19 protein-coding genes, 1 pseudogene and 1 riboswitch are annotated in these 21,139 nt (G+C 62.2%); of the genes and pseudogenes, 12 read left to right on the forward strand and 8 right to left on the reverse strand.

Annotated elements, in window-relative coordinates; all coding sequences use genetic code 11:
• Positions 1–79: 79 nt before the first annotated feature.
• Positions 80–258, reverse strand: a riboswitch (cobalamin riboswitch).
• 172 nt (positions 259–430) lie between these two features.
• Both M1D44_RS21005 and M1D44_RS21010 read right to left on the reverse strand, forming a co-directional pair.
• On the reverse strand, positions 431–610 hold the full coding sequence (locus tag M1D44_RS21005; protein WP_316852345.1) for a hypothetical protein: 180 nt from the start codon (positions 608–610) through the stop codon (positions 431–433).
• 570 nt (positions 611–1,180) lie between these two features.
• Positions 1,181–2,065: pseudogene (locus M1D44_RS21010) on the reverse strand (tyrosine-type recombinase/integrase); the annotation flags it as partial.
• A 395-nt stretch (positions 2,066–2,460) separates the two neighbouring features.
• On the opposite strand from M1D44_RS21010, the gene M1D44_RS21015 reads away from it, so the two are divergent.
• The 5 genes from M1D44_RS21015 (at position 2,461) to M1D44_RS21035 (ending at position 6,986) form a co-directional block, all read left to right on the forward strand.
• On the forward strand, positions 2,461–3,702 hold the full coding sequence (locus M1D44_RS21015) for a cytochrome-c peroxidase (RefSeq protein WP_428984641.1): 1,242 nt from the start codon (positions 2,461–2,463) through the stop codon (positions 3,700–3,702).
• Positions 3,703–3,739: 37 nt separating this feature from the next.
• Complete coding sequence (locus M1D44_RS21020; protein WP_316852347.1) at positions 3,740–5,116, forward strand: porin; 1,377 nt, start codon at positions 3,740–3,742, stop codon at positions 5,114–5,116.
• A gap of 35 nt (positions 5,117–5,151) precedes the next feature.
• On the forward strand, positions 5,152–5,712 hold the full coding sequence (locus M1D44_RS21025; RefSeq protein WP_112187914.1) for an FMN-binding protein: 561 nt from the start codon (positions 5,152–5,154) through the stop codon (positions 5,710–5,712).
• Between the two features lie 83 nt (positions 5,713–5,795).
• A complete protein-coding gene (locus tag M1D44_RS21030) occupies positions 5,796–6,491 on the forward strand; it encodes an FAD:protein FMN transferase (RefSeq protein WP_239498072.1) in 696 nt (231 codons plus the stop codon).
• A gap of 18 nt (positions 6,492–6,509) precedes the next feature.
• Positions 6,510–6,986, forward strand: a complete 477-nt coding sequence (locus M1D44_RS21035) for a hypothetical protein (protein ID WP_112187918.1) — start codon at positions 6,510–6,512, stop codon at positions 6,984–6,986.
• Positions 6,987–7,577: 591 nt separating this feature from the next.
• Here the strand turns inward: M1D44_RS21035 and M1D44_RS21040 are convergent.
• The 6 genes from M1D44_RS21040 to M1D44_RS21065 form a co-directional block, all read right to left on the reverse strand.
• Positions 7,578–7,763 (reverse strand): hypothetical protein, encoded by a 186-nt coding sequence (locus tag M1D44_RS21040; RefSeq protein WP_316852348.1) that lies wholly within the window; start codon positions 7,761–7,763, stop codon positions 7,578–7,580.
• Positions 7,764–7,850: 87 nt separating this feature from the next.
• On the reverse strand, positions 7,851–8,339 hold the full coding sequence (locus tag M1D44_RS21045) for a DUF411 domain-containing protein (protein ID WP_316852692.1): 489 nt from the start codon (positions 8,337–8,339) through the stop codon (positions 7,851–7,853).
• 22 nt (positions 8,340–8,361) lie between these two features.
• Complete coding sequence (gene copD / locus M1D44_RS21050; RefSeq protein WP_024978847.1) at positions 8,362–9,291, reverse strand: copper homeostasis membrane protein CopD; 930 nt, start codon at positions 9,289–9,291, stop codon at positions 8,362–8,364.
• Positions 9,292–9,295: 4 nt separating this feature from the next.
• Positions 9,296–9,682 carry a copper homeostasis periplasmic binding protein CopC gene (copC, locus tag M1D44_RS21055; RefSeq protein ID WP_024978846.1) on the reverse strand — a complete coding sequence of 129 codons (387 nt, stop codon included), beginning with the start codon at positions 9,680–9,682 and terminating at the stop codon, positions 9,296–9,298.
• A gap of 38 nt (positions 9,683–9,720) precedes the next feature.
• Complete coding sequence (locus M1D44_RS21060; protein WP_439004452.1) at positions 9,721–10,794, reverse strand: copper resistance protein B; 1,074 nt, start codon at positions 10,792–10,794, stop codon at positions 9,721–9,723.
• Complete coding sequence (locus M1D44_RS21065) at positions 10,794–12,617, reverse strand: copper resistance system multicopper oxidase (RefSeq protein WP_316852350.1); 1,824 nt, start codon at positions 12,615–12,617, stop codon at positions 10,794–10,796. The genes M1D44_RS21060 and M1D44_RS21065 overlap by 1 nt, the downstream gene beginning before the upstream one ends.
• A 174-nt stretch (positions 12,618–12,791) precedes the next feature.
• On the opposite strand from M1D44_RS21065, the gene M1D44_RS21070 reads away from it, so the two are divergent.
• The 7 genes from M1D44_RS21070 (at position 12,792) to M1D44_RS21100 (ending at position 21,096) form a co-directional block, all read left to right on the forward strand.
• Complete coding sequence (locus tag M1D44_RS21070; protein ID WP_024978843.1) at positions 12,792–13,478, forward strand: heavy metal response regulator transcription factor; 687 nt, start codon at positions 12,792–12,794, stop codon at positions 13,476–13,478.
• Positions 13,478–14,875, forward strand: a complete 1,398-nt coding sequence (locus M1D44_RS21075; RefSeq protein ID WP_316852351.1) for a heavy metal sensor histidine kinase — start codon at positions 13,478–13,480, stop codon at positions 14,873–14,875. Before M1D44_RS21070 ends, M1D44_RS21075 begins: the two co-directional genes overlap by 1 nt.
• A gap of 477 nt (positions 14,876–15,352) precedes the next feature.
• Positions 15,353–16,948 (forward strand): oleate hydratase, encoded by a 1,596-nt coding sequence (locus M1D44_RS21080; RefSeq protein WP_316852352.1) that lies wholly within the window; start codon positions 15,353–15,355, stop codon positions 16,946–16,948.
• Positions 16,949–17,220: 272 nt separating this feature from the next.
• Positions 17,221–17,520, forward strand: a complete 300-nt coding sequence (locus M1D44_RS21085; RefSeq protein ID WP_316852353.1) for a DUF2933 domain-containing protein — start codon at positions 17,221–17,223, stop codon at positions 17,518–17,520.
• 21 nt (positions 17,521–17,541) lie between these two features.
• Positions 17,542–18,210 (forward strand): methyltransferase family protein, encoded by a 669-nt coding sequence (locus M1D44_RS21090; RefSeq protein WP_316852354.1) that lies wholly within the window; start codon positions 17,542–17,544, stop codon positions 18,208–18,210.
• Between the two features lie 13 nt (positions 18,211–18,223).
• Positions 18,224–19,588 (forward strand): MBL fold metallo-hydrolase, encoded by a 1,365-nt coding sequence (locus tag M1D44_RS21095; protein WP_024978837.1) that lies wholly within the window; start codon positions 18,224–18,226, stop codon positions 19,586–19,588.
• Entirely contained in the window at positions 19,585–21,096 is a 1,512-nt protein-coding gene (locus M1D44_RS21100; RefSeq protein WP_316852355.1) for a thymidine phosphorylase family protein, read from the forward strand. The genes M1D44_RS21095 and M1D44_RS21100 overlap by 4 nt, the downstream gene beginning before the upstream one ends.
• Positions 21,097–21,139 lie beyond the last annotated feature (43 nt).

The following is a 21,139-nucleotide window of genomic DNA, read 5'->3' on the forward strand; positions in this document are numbered from 1 at the left end:
GATGCATCGCCGCGAGACAGGACAAAACGGCTTGGCCGCTTTTCGTATCCCCCAGTACACCCCGCCCGGATTGACCCCACGTCGACAAGAGATGATGGCCGGTCTCCTGGCTTGTGCGTCATCACCGCGCATCGCCTTCCCGGAACCCTCCGGTGGCACTTTGATACGGGCTCGTCACTTACAGTTGCGGGGGCAGCCACGGCTTCACACCGTGTTCCCGTTTCACCCTTCAAGGGCACCATCATTCGTCGCCGGATCATACGCGATGAGGCTGGGCATGTGAACATCGCGCAGCGCGTAGTCATGCGCGTGAATCTTCCGTACATCCGCGGCTGGTGCACCTTGGCCGGCCGTCGCTTCCTTGGCACCCAGAAACCGGCGTCAGTCATGATCTGGCGCACCGTCTCGGTGGCCAGCACTCACGCAGCTTCTAGGCCGCCAGCTTCAGGCCGAAATCCGCATAGCTGTCCCGAATCAGCCCGCGCATGCGTAACTCCAGACCGGGCGGCAGTTGGTTGTTGGCCGGTCGGCCTGGATGTCGGTTCTGCAGACCCGCTGCACCTTGAACCTGATAGCGTCGCAACAAACGCAACGCTTGACGGGCGCTCACACCAAGCCGGGCAGCAGCAATCCAGTCTTGAGGTGCCCATCCGTGAGCGCCTGGAGGTTCTTCGGTCGGTCGAGCACTCGGACATTTGGACTTGGCTTTAACCGGACATCACAACCTGGCTCTAGCACCTAAATTCCCGCATAATTTGTCTTATGTAAAATAAAGGAGGCTTGCAGATAACGCAGCGGCGACATGCAGACGCTGCAGTGCTCCTGGCGGACGGAAGCAATTTTGTTCACTTTCGTGAGGTAGCCCTATTCACTCGTTGGCCAAATACTGCCCAAGAGCTGACCGCATGCACCTGTGATCGGTGCCAGCGTCGGCTGACCCCTGAGGAGCCTGGTGAGTTGCAAGAGTGACTATCGCTTGACCACTCCTGCGGCGTCAATTCTGTCTTTGGTGACGGCAACGTGGTTAGTCTCGACCTGTGCCAGCGCTGCGTGAAGGAACTGCTCGGAAAATGGTTACGTACAGGACAGCCGAAAGACTTGTGAGGAAGGGGGCGACTGCAACTGTGTAGCGAGGCATCACAACTGAACCTTCATGGCATAGCAGGCAGCGGCTAACCGTTCATTTTCGGGCGTCAAAGGCCTCCCCAAGCTGTCTCGCGCGCTTGATCTCATCGCTGTGCAAGTAGATCGAGGTGGTCGAAACCGAGGCGTGGCGCAGATTGTCGCGTACGGTGGTCAGTTCCGCGCCGCGCGCGAGCGCGTGGGTGGCATGTGTGTGGCGCATCCAATGCGGACTGGCCTTGCGCAGCTTCTCAGCCAGAGCTGCATGGTCGATCTCGATGGTGTCGGCTGCGGTCTCAAAAAACCTTCTAACCACGCTCCACAACCGCGTTCCCGTGATTCCCGCCTCGGGATCCAACCCTAACCCACCAATTAGCGGCGTCTTCGGATTCCAGCGCGCCTGGGTGACCGGCAGCCCGCGCTCCAGCAGATAATGATCCAGCGCCGCACGCGCCAGTGGCGGCAGCGCAACCTTGCCAGCACGACTCCCCTTCCCTATCAGATTGAGCCAGTGATCGCCCTGCCGGTCCGTTGCGAGGTCACCGAGCTTAGAAGAAACGAGTTCGCTCGCCCGCAGGCCTGTCGCATAGCCAAAATCCAGTACAAAGCGCAATCGCTGCGCCGCCGGCGCTTCCCAGCCATACGACCACTCCAGGCCATCAGCAATGGTGCGCACCAGTGCCCATTCGCCCTCTGTGAATATGTGCGAGGCGTCCAGGGCCGCAGTCCGTCCGCCCCCGCGCACTTTTACGCCAGCAAACGGGTTGGCCAGCACGTAACGCTGCTGGATCAACCAACGGAACATGGCTCCCAGCACGGACAAGGCATACGCAATCGAACGCGTGGACAGCCCATCCGTGAACGGCCGCCATTCGACGGACGTGCGCGGGCGGGCCGGACCGACCCAGCGCTCCCGCGGCGTCGGCCGGCGTAGTACCAACCGGCACAAGCCCAGCGCCCGAGGGAATTGGCCCGATGCCACGACCTTACACCGGTCGGCGACAACGGATTGGCAACGCCGACCTTGGCATTCATCAATGCCGGGCGCCGCCCGTCACAAAACGCGTGATTTCCCCTGACGATTCGCTTAGAATGCGAACGCGAATTGTTCCTATTACCATTAATCGAGTCGCTTGAGCGGGCCCGAGAGCCCACCGCGCCAGGGAAATGAAAGAAAGACAACGTGGAGGAGGAACCCGTGGCGCCAGCAAGGTGACGCGGGTGGGATCGGGCGCGGCTTGGCTGCTTGCGGCGACATTGCTGAGCGCATGCGGCGGCGGGGATGGCGGCGGCAATACGACGTCGACGGCTTCGATATCGACTGACACGCTGTCGGCTATGGCACAGGTCGGCAAGCAAATCTTCTTTGACCAGACGCTCTCCGCCTCGGGCAAGCAGTCCTGCGCGTCATGCCACGACCCATCGCGCGCTTTCACGGATCCGAACAATCTGTCTGTATCGATTGGGGGGCCGAATTCCGATTTGCCCGGCCTGCGAAACACGCCGTCGCTAAATTACGCTTCGTTCACGCCGAACTTCAAAATCGACAGTGCTGGCAAGGCTTCCGGCGGTTTTTTCCGCGATGGCCGTTCGGCATCCTTGGCGGATCAGGCGCAGCAGCCGTTTACCAATGAATTCGAGATGGCCAACGCCTCGGCAGATGACGTGTTCAAGACGTTGCTGACGCGCCCGTATCTCGACCAGTTCACGGCGGTGTTCACCAAAACCGGCATCCAGGACAGTGCGGCGGCCATGCAAAGCATCGGCCGCGCGCTGGCGGCCTTCCAATCCGAAGACCCGAGCTTCCACACTTTCGACAGCAAATTCGACGCCTACCTCGCCGGCAAGACAACGCTGACGGATGCCGAGACGCGCGGTTTGCTGCTGTTCAACAACCCGACCAAGGGTAACTGCAACGCTTGCCATATCTCGACAGGCAAGGGCAGCACGCCGGCGTTGTTTACCGATTTCACGTACGACAACGTCGGTATTCCACGCAACTGGAGCATCACCGCCAATCAGGAAGGCACCACGCTGCCGTACGTGCCGAAGAACGGCCTGGCGCTAGGCAGTCCAAACTACAGCTACTACGACCTCGGCATTTGCGGACCGCTGCGTACGGACTTTCGCGTGGGTGGCTCGACGTGCGGCAAGTTCAAAGTGCCGACGCTACGCAACATCGCGCTTACGTCACCGTATTTCCACAACGGCGTGTTCCAGACGCTTGATCAGGTGGTGGCGTGGTACATCACGCGCGATACCGACCCGGGCCGCTGGTACGTCAAGGCCGATGGCACGCCCGATGTGCCGTACAACGATTTGCCGGTTGGCTTCGATGCCAATGTGAACGTGGCCGAAGTGCCATACAACCCAGGCACCGCGCCTTCGCTGACGAACCAGGAAATGAGCGATCTCGTGCACTTCCTGTGCACGCTCACCGATGGATTCGATCCGGCCAACCCGTCGGCCTATCGCGTACCGGCGCAATGCGGTTCTACCGCAGCCAGCGTGGGTGCCGCCCGTATACAGACTGTCTCTGCCAGCGGGGCCACGCTGAGCAAGACGGCTGCACGCAATTAAGCCAATTCAAAATTCCAAGACCAGGGAGCGTCACACCATGAAACGAACCGCCTTGTCGGTAGCCGCCGCTATTGCGGTGATGGGGGCCGGCGCAGCCAATGCCGCCACCACCGCGCAACTCGAACAGAAACTCGACGCCATGGCCGCGCAGATTGAAGCGCTCAAGGCGGAGCTGAAGGAGGTGAAGGCGCAGAACGCGACGCTCGCAACCCAGCAGCAGACGCAGGCGAAGGCACAGGCACAGCAAAGCGCTGCCCTGCAAGACGTGCAGCAGACTGTGCAGACGGCACAGCTCGCCTCGAGCCGGCCGTCGCCGCTCGACAACCTCACGCTGTGGGGCTACGGCGAAGTCAACTACAGCCGCCCGACGCGCCGCTCCGAAGACACCAAGATGGACCTCGCGCGCGCAGTGTTCGGCATTGGTTACAAGTTCAACGACAAGACGCGCTTCAACTCCGAGTTCGAGATCGAGCATGCCATCGCCTCCTCGTCTGACTCGGGAGAATTCGAGGTCGAGCAGTTCTACATCGATCACAAGCTGACCGACAAGATCGGCCTGAATGCGGGCCTGTTCCTGATCCCGACCGGCTTTATCAACCGCAACCACGAGCCGACCAACTACTACGGCGTTCATCGCAACTTTGTCGAGACGCTGATCATTCCGAGCACGTGGCGCGAGGGCGGTCTCTCGCTGTATGGCGATACCGATTTCGGTCTGAACTGGAACGTTGGCCTGACCACCGGTCTGAACCTCGCCAAGTGGAATTTCAACCCGGAAAACCCGCTGTTCAACTCCGCCCTGGAGATGCAAAACAACGGTGCCGGTCCGCTGCAGCAGACGCACCAGGAGCTGGGGCTGGCCAGTGCGAAGAACCTGTCGCAATACGTCGCGCTGAACTACACGGGCATTTCCGGCCTTACGCTCGGCGGCTCTATCTTTACGGGCAAGAGCAGCCGCTCGAGTACCGACGCACCGCTACCGGAGCAGCGCGCCACGCTGTATGAGGCGCACGCTCGCTGGACGCCCGGCAAGTGGGACCTGTCAGCGCTGTACGCACGCGGCACGCTCAGCAACACCGAGACAGTCAATCAGGCCAACCCGGGCGCAGCCAATCCGATGCCCTCGGCGTTCTACGGCTGGTTCATGCAAGCGGCGTACAACATGTGGCAAAAGGGCGACTATCGTTTCGCTCCGTTCGTCCGCTACGAGCGCTACAACATGGGTGAAAAGTACGCAGGTCTTGCACCGGGCTTCACCTTCCCCGCCGGTTGGCCTTCGCTGTCCGACACCGTGTACACCATCGGCGCGAACTTCTATCTGAACCCGAACGTTGTCTTCAAAGTGGACTACCAGCGCTTCAAGCAGAACCGCGATTTCTCGCGTGTGGATCTGGGCCTGGGCGTGTCGTTCTAAGCTGCGGGAGCGGCAAATCCAAGGAGGTGCAAGTCATGCGTTACCAGCCAGTGCCCATTGTTCTTGTCTGTGCCGCCGCCGTGGGGGCGCCGGGCATCGTTGTCACTAAGGCGTTTGCGGCGGATTACCTGTCCGCTGCCGAGGCCCAGAAAGCAATGTTTCCCGACGCAACGGGCTTTGAACCGGTACCGCTCACGCTCTCAGCCGACCAACTCAGGCAGTTGGCCGAACGTGCGGGCGGCCCGGCCAAGCCGGGTGCGTGGCGCGCATGGCAAGCCAAACAAGGAGATAAGACGCTCGGCTACTTCGTGACCGACGCCGTCATCGGTAAATTCGAGCTCATCAATTACGCCGTGGCCCTGAACACAGCCGGCGAGATCAGCGGCGTTGAAATCCTCACCTACCGCGAAAGCCACGGGTACGAAGTCCGCAACAAGCCGTGGCGGACCCAGTTTCTCGGCAAGTCCGCCAAATCGCCGCTGCGTGTGGGCGACGACATCAACAACATCAGCGGCGCAACGCTGTCGTGCACGCACCTGACCGACGGCATTCGGCGCATTGCGGTGATGGCACAACTGGCGCTCGTCCAACGCTGATGCTCGCAACTTGCAGGCGCGCGCGGCCGTTGCTCGGCACACTGGTCGACGTGCAGGCTGAAGGGCCGGAGGCCGAAGCCGCCGTGGCGGCAGCGTTCGACGAGATTGCCGCCGTTCACGCGCTGCTGAGCTTTCATGCTGCAGACAGCGAGCTGCAAGCGATCAACCTCGCGGTGCCGGGCACACGACTGCGCGTTGATCCAAGAACGTTGACCGTACTGCGCTTGGCCTGCACCTTGCACGACGCATCCGCGCGCGCATTCGATTGCCGGGTTGGCACACCTGAGCAACTGGCCGATACGCGTTTTCCTGTCGCCTTTGCTGGCGATGTCGTTTGCAAGCAGACGTTCGCACGGATGGACCTGGGCGGTATCGCCAAGGGATATGCCGTCGATCGCGCAATTGAAAAGATGCGAGGCTTGGCGGTAGACAGTGCAGTCGTCAACGCAGGTGGCGATCTGCGGCACCACGGTGCCCGCCCGATCACCGTGCAGGTACGTGACCCACGCAGTGCGGCGCGGATCGCTGCAACCGTGCGCCTCGACAATACGGCGCTCGCCACCTCCAGTGCTGGCGGGCTTGGCGCAGGCCCCGATAGCCCATCCCGAATTCATAACGCGGACCGGCTCGCGCTTCCGGCTCTCGCGGGGGCAACCGTGCGGGCACCCACCTGCGTGCTGGCCGATGCGCTGACCAAAATCGTGCTGGCCACCGGCGACGCCGCGAGTCCGCTCCTTGCCCAGTACGGTGCGGCGGTCACCGTATACTCGCCCGGTTAATTCGCTGCCTCGTAGACCATGTCTGTTTCTCCGCGTTTTCCCCACCATGTGCGCGAGAGCGCGTTTCGCCTGAGCCGCCGACGGCGGTGGATGGTGTATGGCGTGTTTGCTGTGCTCTTCATCACCGGCTTGGCCTGGCTCGCACTGCATTTCCTCGACGAAGGCAGCGACACCGGCACGCTAGCGCTGGCGTGGAGCATGAAGCTGCATGGCGCCGCCGCCATGATGAGCTTGTATCTGTTCGGCATGCTGTGGGGCCCGCACATCCGCAACGCGTGGGTGCGACAGCGCAATCGCACAGCTGGCGCAATGCTGGTCATCCTGACGATCGCGTTGGTACTGACAGGTTATGCGTTGTACTACGTCAATGGAGAACTGGTGCGTCAAAGTGCAGAAGTGTTGCACTGGTCAGCGGGCATGGTGGTGTGCATCGCCCTGTGGATCCACATCTCAATCGGACGGCGCAAGCGCAAGACGCCCCCTTTTCAAATATGAGCGGCGTATCGCTCGGCCGAGCAACGGCATTCCCCGTTGTCCGCGCTCAAGTGAGCTGACGCACCGCCAAAACGAGCTCCACTTCTCTACATAACGCGACACAGCGCGATCCGCGCTAGCTCTTTTCGGGTCCAGATACCGCTTTGCGCCTTCTGCCCCAGTCGAGAGTCCGATACCATCTTGGGCTTGCTGCGCCCCAGACCTCTGGCAGGATTCTTGCCAAGGTTTGTTAGCGTCGCCGCTCTACTACTTGGCCTAGGTACCGCACCGCACTGTATAGGGCAGACCATGAGTGAAGACTGGGAACGCGTGACGAAGGCTGACCTCATTGCGATCTATGACGCGGTACTGGATCCAATCACCGAACGGTTCGGAAAAACTAAGCACAGAGAACGTCATCCGGGCCGTCTAGTTTGGAAGATGGCGTGCTTCTTGCACGAAGGTCGACGGAAATACTCCGACTTGATCCCATGCGCTTCAAACTTGCGCACAGCAAGTGCAATCAGCGCATACCCCGTCTGAAAAATGGCGAAGCAAGGCCAATCAATCAACCTCGAAATGGTGCGCGACCAAGGAGCTGAATCGCGAAGGTCACTTGCGGCGGCGTGGCTTATTTGACGGCCGATGTCCACGCAGGCTCTTGCGCTCGGCCGACCGTCGCTCAGCACCGTGTTTGCGGAGCAAATACCACGCAAAGCCGATCAAGACGCCGATCCAGGCAATGAGAACCAGCGCCATAGCCGTTTGAATACTGGCCGGCAGATCGGTGGGAGACATTCCTCTCATCGAATCCCCTCACTTCACCACGCGTGCGAACGCTTTTGCTGGCTCACTCATCGCAGGTTCCGTTGAGTGTCCCGTCGATCAGTCGTATGCCTGATACACGGTAGATTGGCCATCGGCGCCGATGAGCAGCACGTTGTAAGCCATGCGCCGTCCACCATAGGCAGGCCCATCCATTCCTGGTGCGCCAAGCGGCATGCTCGGCACCGCGAGGCCGACCGCCTTCGGCCGTTCGCGCAGCAGCCGTTTGATCTCACGCGCTGGAACATGGCCTTCCAAGGCATACCCTTGAACCATGCCCGTGTGGCAAGAGGCGTAGCGTTCGGGCATCTGCGCCCTTTTCCTGGCCGCAACGGTGTCTTGGACATCATGCGCGGCAACATCGAAACCGTTGTCGCGCAAATGCGTGAGCCAATCTTTGCAGCAGCCGCAGGTCGGCGTCTTCCAAACCTCCACAACAGGTTTCGATGCCGACTTCTGCGCGAAAGCGATGGCCGGCAGGAGCGCCAGGCCCAGGGCAAAAGTCCGCCGAGTTCGGGACAGCGGTTTGGCTTGCGAGGTCGTGGTCATAACGTCATAGAACAAGAAGGTGTCAGGTTCCCGCGGGAGACAGCACTCCCAGCCAGGCTACCAGAGCAAGAATCAATATGGCCAGGCAGGTCTCAGTGAGCAGGCTCTGGCGCAGGGCTGCCACAGCTTCAGCGTGATTGCCATCCTTCAGCGCTCCTGCAAGACGCGGACTTAACCGATACCGGTTGGCCGCCGCTAGAACCAACATCAGTGCGAACAACGCCAGCTTCGCGACCAATAGGCCACCGTAGGCCGTGGTCAGTAAGCCGTCTGCCGTGGGGCCGACGATCAGCAGGTAATTGATCGCCCCGGTCAGCACCAGGGTGGCGACGATCACCGTGCCAATGTGGGCAAAGCCGTTCGAAGCGCGACCCAGCAAATCGGCGACTTCGGATGAGGCACCGCGCGCGCCGTTCGAGAGAACGACGAAGGCAAACAATGCTCCGACCCATGCGCCGGCTGCCAGCAAATGCGCGATGTCCGAGGCGAGATGCAGCCCGCCTCGCGTACCGTCGTCCATCGCGCCGTGACCGGCCCAAGCGACCGTCGCCAGCGCAACGGCGCCGAGCGCTGCCAACGCGCCGAACCGCAGCGCGGGACGTGTGCGCAGTGCGGCAATCAGGGCAAGCGCAGCCAATAGGACCACGATGCGCGCCGTCCATGCCAAACCGACCGATGTGCCCGTCATGATCATGCCGAAGACGTGGGCAGTCAGCTCGGCATATTCGCTGGCCCCGGTCATCGTCTTGGCCATCATCACCATGCTGACAAGCGACAGACCGATACCGAGCACGGCGGCCAAGCCCACAATGCGGACGTACTTCCACGCCAGCGCCGAAGTCCGGTCATCCGGCCGCATGGCGTGTAAGCTGAACAGCGGCACCCCGAACAACACCATCAAATCGAGGTAGAGCGCAAACCGCAGCGCGACTACCAGCCAATCATCTGGCATCGGCTTACTTCACTTGGAACGAGAAGTTGCCGTTCACGTTGTGTGTGTCCGACGACACGGCACGCCAATCAACGCGGTACGTTCCTGCCGACAACGGCTGCGTGGGCGTAATGACCATGGTCTTGCCATCTTCGCCGCCCGAGACTTTGGTGGCCACCTTCATCGGAGCGTGGTCGGTCATGCCAGGCATGCCCGTCATCACAAGGTTCGCGCCCGAAAATTGCGGCATAAGCGTTTCGGAGAAATGCAGTTCGATCTTGGCAGGCGCGGCAACTTCCGCTTTGTCTGCTGGCGTCGAGGAGACAAGCTTCGGATGCGCGAACGCGGCCGATGCCAGAAGTGCCATGGAGGTGCCGATGATGGCCTTGGTAGCAAAACGAGAGGTGAACATAGGGCGCCTTTTTTGTTGGGGAGGTTGGGAGGAGAAAACTAGAACCAGAGGCGCACACCGGCCACAAAGCGCGTGTTGCCACGGCGCCCACCGGCTGCCTCAATCATGTTGGCTGTACTGCCAAATGCTTGGCTGCGCTCAATACCGATATAGGGGGCAAACTGACGGCTGAACTCATAGCGCAGGCGCACGCCGACCGTCGCGTTGGACAGTCCGCTACCAATGGCGAGATCTGGGTCCCGCTTGCCGTAGAAGTTGGCTTCGATGCGCGGCTGCAGAATCAGCCGCTGCGTCAGCAGCAGTTCGTAATCACCGGACAGGCGCAATGCCGTGCGGCCGCTGTTTCCAACATAGGCCGTCGCTTCGACATCAAACCAGTACGGGGCCAAGCCTTGCACCCCGAATGCCGCCCAGTTGCGCGCAGGGCGGCCGAAGCCTGTGTCATTCCGAATCCCGAGTTGGGTATCCCAGAATGTTGCCACGGCATGGCTCCAAAGAAGCTCGGTGCGTGCTTCCTCGAAGCGTCCTTTCGAGACGTCGCCCTCAGCTTTGAGGACAGCCTTGTTATACACGCTGCCGAAACGGGCCTGCAGCTCGTAGGCCGTTGCATTGGCGTCGCTGCCGTGCACCCACTCCAACCGGTCCACCAGCACCGATCCGAAGTTGTGTTCGTCCGCCATCATCATGGCGTGGCGGGGGTCACCTAGCGCGTACTTGCCGCTGCCCAGTTGGTAGCCGCCCGAATAGGCGTCAGGGTCGCGGGCGTCCGCCGGTGCCGAGCCGCCTTGCATCTTCATACTGCCATGGTCCATGCCTTGCGCGGAACCGTGGTCCATCCCCTGCATCGAACCGTGGTCCATCCCCTGCATCGAACCGTGGTCCATCCCCTGCATCGAGCCGTGGTCCATGCCCTGCATTGAGCCGTGGTCCATGCCCTGCATTGAGCCATGGTCCATGCCCTGATGTTCGGATTGCGATGCTGGCGCGGTCTCCCCATTCATCAGTTGGATGTCCTGGGCCGACGCGGCACCGATACCGGCGATGGCCAGCGCTACCGTCAATAGTGCCTTTGCGTGCTTGCGCATGATCGGTCTGTTGTGAAAGTCGAGCATCAGGCCACCACCACTTCGCGGAACATGCCCGCATCCATGTGCAGCATCAAATGGCAGTGCCACGCCCAGCGGCCGAGTGCATCCGCCGTGACAAGAAAGCTGATCCGTTGGGCAGGCTGGACCGGGATTGTGTGTCGACGCGCCTGGAACGTGCCGTCTGGCGCTTCCAACTCACTCCACATGCCGTGCAGGTGCATCGGGTGCGTCATCATCGTGTCGTTGTGAAGGATGACACGCAGCCGTTCGCCGTAGCGGAAATGCACCGGCGTCGACTTGCCGAACTCCACGCCGTCAAATGACCACGTGTAGCGTTCCATGTTGCCCGTGAGGTGCAGTTCCACTTCGCGTTGCGGGCCGCGCTTGTCCATGGGGCCGCCGATGGTGTGCATGTCGGCGAGCACGAGAACGCGTCGCCCGTTGTTGCGCAGCCCAATCCCCGGGTCATCAAGATTGGTACGGGCCGTGTCAACCCGCATGTCCGTACTCGGGCCGTATTCCGTACGTGCGTGCCGGGCTTTCTTGCTTGGCACCTTCAAGCTGTCCGCTGCGCCAGCAGCCTCCGCGTGCTGACCATGGTCCATCATGGTCATCTCACCGGAGTCCATCATGGTCATGCCGCCGCTGTCGCCCATCATCTGCATGCCGCCATGGTCCATGCCGCCCATGTCTCCCATCATGTCCGCCATGGACAGCCACTCGACCTTGTCGAGCGCGGGAACTTCCGCCTGCAAACCTTGGCGAACTGCCAGCGTGCCGCGTGCGTATCCGGACCGGTCCATCGACTGCGAGAAGATGGTGTAGGCGTCGTCCTTGGGTGACACGAGCACATCGCACGTTTCGCCGGGGCCAAAGCGAAACTCGTCCACCGTGACCGGTTCGATGTTTTGTCCGTCGACCTGCACAACCTTGAGCTTCAACCCGGGAATGCGGACGTCGTAGAAGGTGTTGCCTGACCCGTTGATAAAGCGCAACCGCACCGTCTCGCCCGGCGAGAACAACCCCGTCCAGTTACCGGCAGGGGTAACGCCATTGGTCAAATACGTGAGCGTAGCAGCGGAGAGGTCTGCCAGATCCGTCGGGCTCATGCGCATCTGGTTCCACATGGAGCGCTTGTCCATGGCCGCCTTCCAGCCGTCGTTGGAGACGTCACGGAAGAAGTCCACCACCGTGGGCCGATGGTAGTTGTAGTAATCGCTCTGCGTTTTGAGCTTGGAGAGGACCCGCATGGGGTCTTCGTCGGTCCAGTCCGACAGCAGGACGGTATGGTCGCGATCGGCGCGGATTGGGTCTCCATCGGCGGCGTCGATGATGAGGCCGCCGTACACGCCGGTCATCTCCTGGAAGCCCGAGTGCGAGTGATACCAGTAACTGCCGCTTTGCTGGACCTTGAACCGATACGTGAAGGTCTCGCCGGGCGGGATGCCATGGAAACTGATACCGGGCACGCCGTCCATCTCGAACGGCAGGATGATGCCGTGCCAGTGGATCGATGTCGGCGCCCGCAGGCGATTGGTAACACGCAGGGTGACAGTGTCGCCCTCGCGCCAGCGTAGCGTGGGGCCAGGCAGCATGCCGTTGATCGTGGTCGCCATCGCTGGCTTGCCGGTGTAGTTGACCGGCGTCTCGTCGATCACCAGGTCGAATTCGGTGCCGCGCAGCACCGGAGCGGTACCCAACGCGGTGGACGCGGCCTGTGCCGCCAGCGATGAAGTGAAGCCACCCAGCCCCAGACCGGCAATCACTCCGCCGGCGGCCAAACCTTGCACAAACCGGCGACGTGGCAGGTTCGGTAGTAGGAGGCCGGATGCACGATTGCTGCGCATGATCGAATGTTCCTTACGTAATGTCCGACGCTGAAAGCTGCGTGCAGACTACCCAGCACTAGGCTACCCGCACCTGACCGAAACATTACAAATCGGTCATGTTCGTGTGATCTTGCCTGCAGCGCGGTACTCTACAGCCCACGTATCCGCAACAAAAGGTGATTTGGGCGCGCTATGAAGCTATTAGTCGTCGAGGACGAACCCAAAACGGGGGAATACCTTCAACAAGGCCTCACGGAAGCCGGCTTCGTGGTGGATCTGGCCCGCAGCGGCATCGACGGCCTGCACCTGGCCATGACCGGCGACTACGACCTCCTGGTGCTCGACGTGATGCTGCCCGATGTCGATGGCTGGCAGATCGTCCAGTCCTTGCGGGCATCAGAACAGACAGTGCCGGTGCTGTTTCTGACAGCGCGCGATAGCGTCGCGGATCGCGTCAAGGGGCTGGAGATGGGCGCCGATGACTATCTCGTCAAGCCATTCGCGTTTGCCGAGCTGTTGGCTCGGGTACGCACGCTGTTGCGCCGCGGAACCGGCGCCGTCGCGGCCGATCGCATCCAGGTGGCCGATCTCGTCTTGGATCTGGCCCGTCGCCGTGCGTCACGAGGTGGACAAAAAATTCCGCTCACAAGCAAGGAGTTCTCCCTGCTTGAGCTGCTCGCGCGCCGCAGTGGCGAGGTTCTGCCGCGCTCGCTGATCGCCTCCCAAGTCTGGGACATGAACTTCGATAGCGATACCAACGTGATCGACGTCGCCATTCGGCGCCTGCGCGCGAAGATCGACGACGACTTCGAGCCCAAGCTGATCCACACGGTGCGCGGCATGGGCTATGTGCTCGAAGACCCCGAGGAAGCGGCTTGATGGGGCAATTCTCGCTGACTACACGGCTGACCGCGTACTTCTCGCTGTGCTCAGCCGCCGTCCTGCTGGGACTGGGCATTGTGATTGCGCTGGCGATGGATCAGCACTTCGCGGTTGAGGACTACACCGCGCTGCGTGAGAACGTCAGCGTCATCCAGAAGATCGTCGAGTCGAGCCCGGCCCCGCAGGTGCCAGAACGCATCCGTGAAGCGCTGCAACATCGCACCGATCTCGTTGCCCGCATCCAAGGTCCGGATCGACACATCCTGTATGAGACTCAGGACTTTGATTTCCAGGCTGCGGCGCAAGCTTTGGCGCAGCGACGTCGTAACGCCGACGCCCTAGTCTGGGAGCAAGGCGGCCAGCAGTATCGGGGCATGCACGCGGTCATCCCGCTGCGTGATGGTTCATCGGGCGTCCTGGACATCCTGTTGGGCATCAACACCGACATCCATGCCCATTTTCTCCATACGTTCCGCGGTACGTTGACCTTCTACATCGCGGTAGCAGTACTGGCCTCTGGCTTGTTCGGATGGTGGGCTGCACGCCGAGGACTGGCGCCACTGCGCACGATGGCTTCGCGAGCGCGCATAGTGACGGCCGACAAGCTTGACGAGCGCATGCCGGTTGAAACCGTTCCAGAAGAAGTGGCCGATCTGGCCGCCACCCTGAACGCCATGCTGGAGCGGCTACAGAACGACTTCCGCCGGCTTTCGGACTTCTCGACCGACATTGCACACGAACTGCGCACGCCCATCACCAACCTGCTCACACAGACGGAAGTTGTGCTCTCGCAGCCCCGCGAAGGCACCAAGTACCGGGATGTCCTGACGTCCAATGCCGAAGAACTCCAACGCCTGGCACGCATGGTGTCCGACATGCTGTATCTCGCCAAGATGGAGCACAGCCTGACCTTGCCGAGCGCTGAGAACATTCGCGTCGCCGACGAGATCCGCGCGTTGTTTGAGTTCTATGACGCGCTCGCCGAAGACAAGGGCGTTCAGCTCGAATTACGTGGGGATGGCCACGTCATGGGTGACCGTCTTATGCTGCGCCGCGCGTTGAGCAATTTGCTATCCAACGCGATTCGCTATACACCGCGACGCGGCCACGTGACCGTCTCGGTCAGCGCTGAGCGCGAAGGCGTCGTGATCTCGGTAGACAACGACGGTAACGAGATTGCCCCGCATCTCCTACCGCTCATCTTTGAGCGCTTCTTCCGGGCGGATAAGTCGCGCGCACGACCTGAGTCGGAAAGCTCCGGCCTCGGACTGGCCATCACCAAGGCGATTGTTGTGGCACACGGCGGCACCATTGCCGTGGCCCGCGTCGACGGACGCACTCGTTTCTCCATCCGATTGCCCCACCCCGCCGAAAACGCTGAAGCCCTGGCCTGATCGGACGCCGGCCGACGAGCGTACATTCACACTAGCGTACCCAAGGTGTACGCCCTTCGGGCAGACAGCGCAGCCACTTGTACTGCGCGCCATTCAAAACGAGGCCCGAGTCAGGCGCAATTGCTGCCTCCTGTAGCTTCTGCTTGGATCTCGGTCCCACGATTACGCCTCCCCGAGCTGTCCGCTGTTCAAAGCGCCAGTGCCCCGTGCATGGCGAATGCCATCGCGATTTCCTCGCGCCCTCATTACATGTCGATTACATAGGCCAGCCCCTTGAGCTAGCGCAAAAGGCCGGCCTGGAGCGTACCTAGAATGGGTCTGATGAACGGCCACCGTCGCTATCATCAACATTGAAGAAGCTTCCGCGCAAGACCGACACGCCAGCATCGCGGCTTTGAACGCGTAGGGCTTGGCTGGTGCCGCGATACGTCGTATATGCATTCCGTCAAACACCAACACTAATCACGTGACAAGTCCATGAGCCAAGCAGCGAATAATGAAAGCCGGAAGGCCTACCTGGTCGGCGGCGGCATCGGGTCACTGTCGGCGGCCGTGCTGCTGATCCGTGACGGCGGCTTCAAAGGCTCGAACATCCGCATCGTTGAAGAGCAGCGGGTTGCAGGCGGAGCGCTCGATGGGTCAGGCGACCCTGACAAGGGTTATGTGACCCGCGGTGGACGCATGTTTACCGAGGAGACGTACGTCTGTCTTTGGGACGTGCTGGACAGCATTCCGACGCTTGATGATCCGCAGACCAGCGTCAAGCAACAAGCCTGGGCATTCAACGCCGAGTGGCGCTCGGACGCACGTGCCAGGCTAATCGATAGAGAGCGGCGCATCCTCGACGCCAGCAACCTGGGCTTCGACCTGCAGGACCGCCTGGAAATCATGCGCCTGCTCGTCACGCCTGAGCGACTGCTGCACACCCTGCGCATCGAGGACTGCTTCTCACCGCACTTCTTCGAGACCAACTTCTGGGCAATGTGGCGTACGACTTTTGCGTTTCAGAACTGGCACAGCGCGATCGAACTCAAGCGCTATATGCTGCGCTTCCTCCAGGAATTTCCGCGTATCCACACACTTGCCGGCGTGCGGCGCACACCGCTGAACCAGTACGACGCCATCGTTCGGCCGATGGAGCAGTGGCTCAAGCAGCACGGTGTCGTGTTCGAGTACGGCACCAGAATCGTCGACGTCGACTTCATTCAGAGCGGCGACAACCGGCGCGTGGAGCGGCTGCACGCGGTGCGTGACGGGCTGCCTGAGACCTACAGCGTAGGCGATGACGATCTCACCCTTTTCACGATCGGCTCCATGACCGCCGATGCGACCTACGGCGACGACCACAACGCGCCCAAGCTCATTCGCGACAAGCGAGACGGTGCCTGGACCTTGTGGGAGGCGATGGCGCGCAAGGTACCGGGTCTCGGCCGGCCCAACGCATTCTGCGGCAACGTGGACGAAAGTAAGTGGGAGTCGTTCACGCTGACGATGCGCAGCCCTTTGCTGGTGCGGCGAATCGAGGATTTCACCGGCAACGCCCCCGGCACGGGCGGGCTGATGACTTTCAAGGATTCGAGCTGGCTGATGTCGATTGTCGTGCCCCACGCACCGCACTTCGTCGGGCAGCCCGAGGACGTCTACACACTCTGGGGCTATGGCCTCTTCGTGGACAACAAGGGCGACTACATCGACAAGACCATGGCGCAGGCGACCGGCCAAGAGATCCTGACCGAGTTGATGCACCACCTGCGCTTCGAGGACATCCTAGACGAGGTGCGGAAAACGACCACCGTGATCCCGGTGATGATGCCGTACATCACGAGCGAGTTCGAGCGCCGCGAGCCGTCCGATCGGCCGCTGGTCATCCCGCATGGCGCGACTAATTTCGCCTTGCTGGGACAGTACGTTGAGATTCCGCAGGACGTGGTGTTCACCGTGGAGTATTCGGTGCGCGGCGCAATGCACGCCGTCTACGGACTGCTCGGCCTGGAGAAGAAGATTCCGGCGATCTATCACGGCGTCGCTGATCCGGTAGCCGCGCTGGCGGGCCTGAAAACCCTGATGACTTGAAATACGGGGCAACGCAGCGTCAGCGCTTGACCCACGTCAATTAGGCGTCGGCGCCCGGCCCTAGGCTGAATTCATCACAATCGAATTGCGCAAGCGGATGTCATGCCCCTCCACCGCCGCCCCCTTCATCGCTGGACAACCCGAGTGCAGCCGGCGCGCTTGCCGCAGTTGCTGCCACTGCTCATCGCTCTCCCCTGCTTGCCGGTGCCAATCTTGAGACATGGCGAGCAGAGCCGCTTCGCCCATCATCCCAACTTGCCAAAGGAGTCCTCATGACCAACGGTCATATCGCCACGCGGCGCAGGCAGGCCGGTCGCGTCGGTTCCGGCCCGGTTTTTGTGGGCTTTGCCCTGATCGCGCTGTTCTTCCTGTTCACCGAGCACCGAGCGCACCTGTTCGGGTGGCTGCCCTTCCTGCTACTGCTCGCGTGCCCATTGCTACATCTGTTCCACGGACACGGGAACCACGTCGGACACGAGGAGGATGCGCACGATTCCGAGGAGGGCCGCGCCTCATCCACGGCGAAGGCCCCTCAGTCGCCGACCCAGAACGTCTCGCATCACCACCACTAAGGGCTTCCCGAGGAGCACTCCATGGATCAGTCCACATCCACCCCTGCCTACGGCCTGTGGTCGCTGGTGGTCATCAATTCCCTGGTCTTCATCATCTTTGCATTCAGTTTCGCCAAGCCGCAAAGCTCCCGCGACTGGCGCTCGTTCGGCGCATTCTCGGCCTTCCTGGTGGCGCTGTTCACCGAGATGTACGGGTTTCCGCTGACGATCTACCTGCTGTCGGGTTGGCTGAGCTCGAAGTTCCCGGGCGTGAACTTCATGTCGCACGACGCTGGACACTTACTGGAGCTGATGTTCGGCTGGCGCGCCAACCCGCACTTCGGGCCGTTCCACCTGCTAAGCGCCCTGTTCATCGGGGGCGGATTCTGGCTGCTCTCCGCGGCTTGGCGCGTGCTGTACCACTGCCAGCGCCGCCACACGCTGGCCACGGCCGGCGCCTACGCGCGCATCCGGCACCCGCAGTATGTGGGCTTCGTACTGATCATGTTCGGTTTCTTGCTGCAGTGGCCAACGATCCTCACGGTGGTCATGTTCCCGATCCTGGTATTCATGTACGTGCGCCTGTCGATCAACGAGGAGAAGTGGGCGGAGCGTGATTTCGGTGACGAATGGAAGGCCTACGCGGCCCGCACGCCGCGCTTCATTCCGCGCTTCGGCGGCACCCAGACCGACCGCCAATACCACGCATGACAAGGTGAGGCCGATGAAGCTCAGTTTCCTCGGTGCGGCCGGCACGGTGACCGGTTCGAAGTACCTGGTGGAACACCAGGGGAAGCGTCTGCTGGTGGATTGCGGCCTCTTCCAGGGATACAAGCAATTGCGGCTGATGAACTGGGAGCCGCTGCCATTCGATCCTGCCGGCATCGACGCGGTGGTGCTCACGCATGCGCACCTGGATCATTCGGGTGCGCTACCGCTGCTGGTCAGAGAGGGATTCCGTGGGCCGATTCTGGCAACGCGCTCCTCAATCGAGCTGTGCCAGTTGCTGCTACCAGACAGCGGCCGCATTCAGGAGGAGGACGCGGCCTACGCTAACCGGCATCACACGTCCAAGCATGCTCCAGCGCTGCCGCTGTACACAGAGGACGACGCACGCCAGGCGCTGGAACATCTGAAGCCGGTGCGCTTCGATGACAGCGTGGAGATCGCTGAGGGCCTGTCGGTGAACCTGCGGCCCGCCGGTCACATCCTGGGCGCTGCATCGGTCGAGCTCACCGCAGGCAGCACCACCGTGCTCTTCTCGGGCGACATCGGGCGCTCGGATGACTTGGTGATGCGCCCAGCTACCCCGATCCACAAGGCCGATCACATCGTTGTCGAATCGACCTACGGCGACCGCCTGCACGAACCCGAAGCGCAGGCCGAAGCCGCGCTCGGCGAGGCGATCACGCGGACGGCGGCACGCGGTGGCATGGTCGTCATTCCTGCCTTCGCGGTCGGCCGGGCGCAGCTACTCTTGTACCTGATCCACCGGCTCAAGCGGCAAGGTGCGATCCCGGACCTGCCGGTGTTTCTCGACAGTCCAATGGCGGTCGACGCCACTGAGATCTACCATCGCCACCACGCGGAGCACAAGCTGTCGCTCGAAGACTGCATGGGCATGTACAAGGCCGCGCGCATGGTCCGTACTCCTGAGGAGTCGCGCGCGCTGGCCCGCCTGACGTTCCCAGCGGTCATCATCTCCGCAAGCGGCATGGCCACTGGCGGGCGGGTGCTGCACCACCTGAAGAATCTGGCGCCGGACAGGCGCAACGCGATCATCCTCGTCGGGTACCAGGCTGGCGGCACACGCGGTGCCCGTCTGCAGGCCGGGGAGCGCAGCCTGCGCATTCACGGGGAAGACGTCGCCGTGCGGGCCGAAGTCATCTCGCTGCAAGGCATGTCGGCGCACGCCGATGCACGGCAGATCATCGAGTGGCTGCGCAGCGCACCGGTTGCACCACGCTCGGTGTTTGTGACTCACGGAGAACCTGGACCGGCCGACGCGATGCGTCAGCGCATCGAGCGGGAATTGAGGTGGTCCGCCAGCGTACCCATGCTGGGCCAGCACGTGGAGATCACCACATGAGGGCGCACGTCGACACCTCCCTCACAGTACGACCCATGGGCATTGAGACGCAGCAGGAATATGTTGTCTATATGCACCGCGACTGCCATGTCTGCCGCTCCGAAGGCTTCGAAGCGCAGGCGCGCGTCCTGCTGCGGGTTAACGGCCGCTCAATCATCGCAACGCTGAACGTTGTCGACCCGCCGCTGCTTGTGCTGGGCGAGGCGGGTCTGTCCAAGAGCGCTTGGCGCGCGCTTGCGCCCGTGCCGGGTGACCGCGTTGAAGTCTTGCACGCGCCGGTACTGGATTCGATGAGCCACGTACGCGCGAAGGTCTATGGGCACCAACTCGACGGACCCGCGCTGGACTCGATTGTCGAGGACGTAGCCGCCGGCCGCTACCCGGACACCCACATCGCAGCGTTCCTGAGCGCGTGCGCCGGTGGCCGGATGAGCCTGCAAGAAACCATCGACCTGACACGGGCGATGGTCGCCGCCGGCGAGCACATTGACTGGGGACGCTCGCCGATTGCCGACAAGCACTGTGTTGGTGGGTTGCCGGGCAATCGCACGACCCCCATCGTTGTCGCGATCGTCGCGGCGGCCGGGCTCACGATGCCCAAGACCTCGTCGCGGGCGATCACCTCGCCTGCCGGCACCGCCGACGTGATGGAGACGATGACACCTGTAGCACTGGACGTCGCGCGCATGCGCCGCGTCGTCGAGCGCGAAGGCGGATGCGTCGTGTGGGGTGGCGCCCTGGCGCTCAGTCCGGCTGACGACATCCTAATCCGGGTCGAGCGACCGCTCGATCTGGACAGCGATGCACAGCTCGTCGCGTCGGTACTGTCGAAGAAGATCGCGGCCGGCGCCACCCACGCGGTCATCGACGTGCCGGTTGGCCCGACGGCCAAGGTGCGCAGCGACGCGGACTACCAGTGCCTGAAATTGCTGCTGGAGCAGGTCGCGCAGGCGTGCGGCCTGCACCTGCAAGTGGTACGTACGGTCGGCATGCAGCCGGTCGGGCGTGGCATCGGACCGGCGCTGGAAGCCCTCGACGTGCTCGCCGTCCTGCGGGGTGCGGCGCGCGCGCCGCCAGACTTGCGCATGCGTGCCATCGGGCTCGCTGGTCGCCTGCTGGAGTTCTGTGGGCACAGCGCACCGGGGGACGGCGCGTCGACCGCAGGCCACCTGCTCGACAGCGGCACCGCGTGGGCCAAGTTTCAGGCGATCTGCGAAGCGCAGGGAGGCTTGCGCGAGCCGGCGCTGTCGCCACTGCACGAACCCGTACTGGCGCAGCGTGACGGCTTGGTGCGCGCTATCGACAGCCGTAGGCTGGCGCGTGTAGCCAAGCTGGCCGGCGCGCCCAAAGCGCCCACTGCAGGGCTGGAATTGCAGGTCAGGCTTGGCGATCGGGTCGAACGGGGCATGCCGCTGTTCACGCTGCACGCCGAGGCCCCTGGGGAACTGGAGTACGCGCTGGACTACCTGAAGGCCCACCCACTGATCGACGTGGGAGAGCCACGATGACACCGCTCTTATTGGCAATGCCGGTCTTGGCGAGCACATACGC

The organism is Ralstonia sp. SA306 (genome assembly GCF_054792405.1).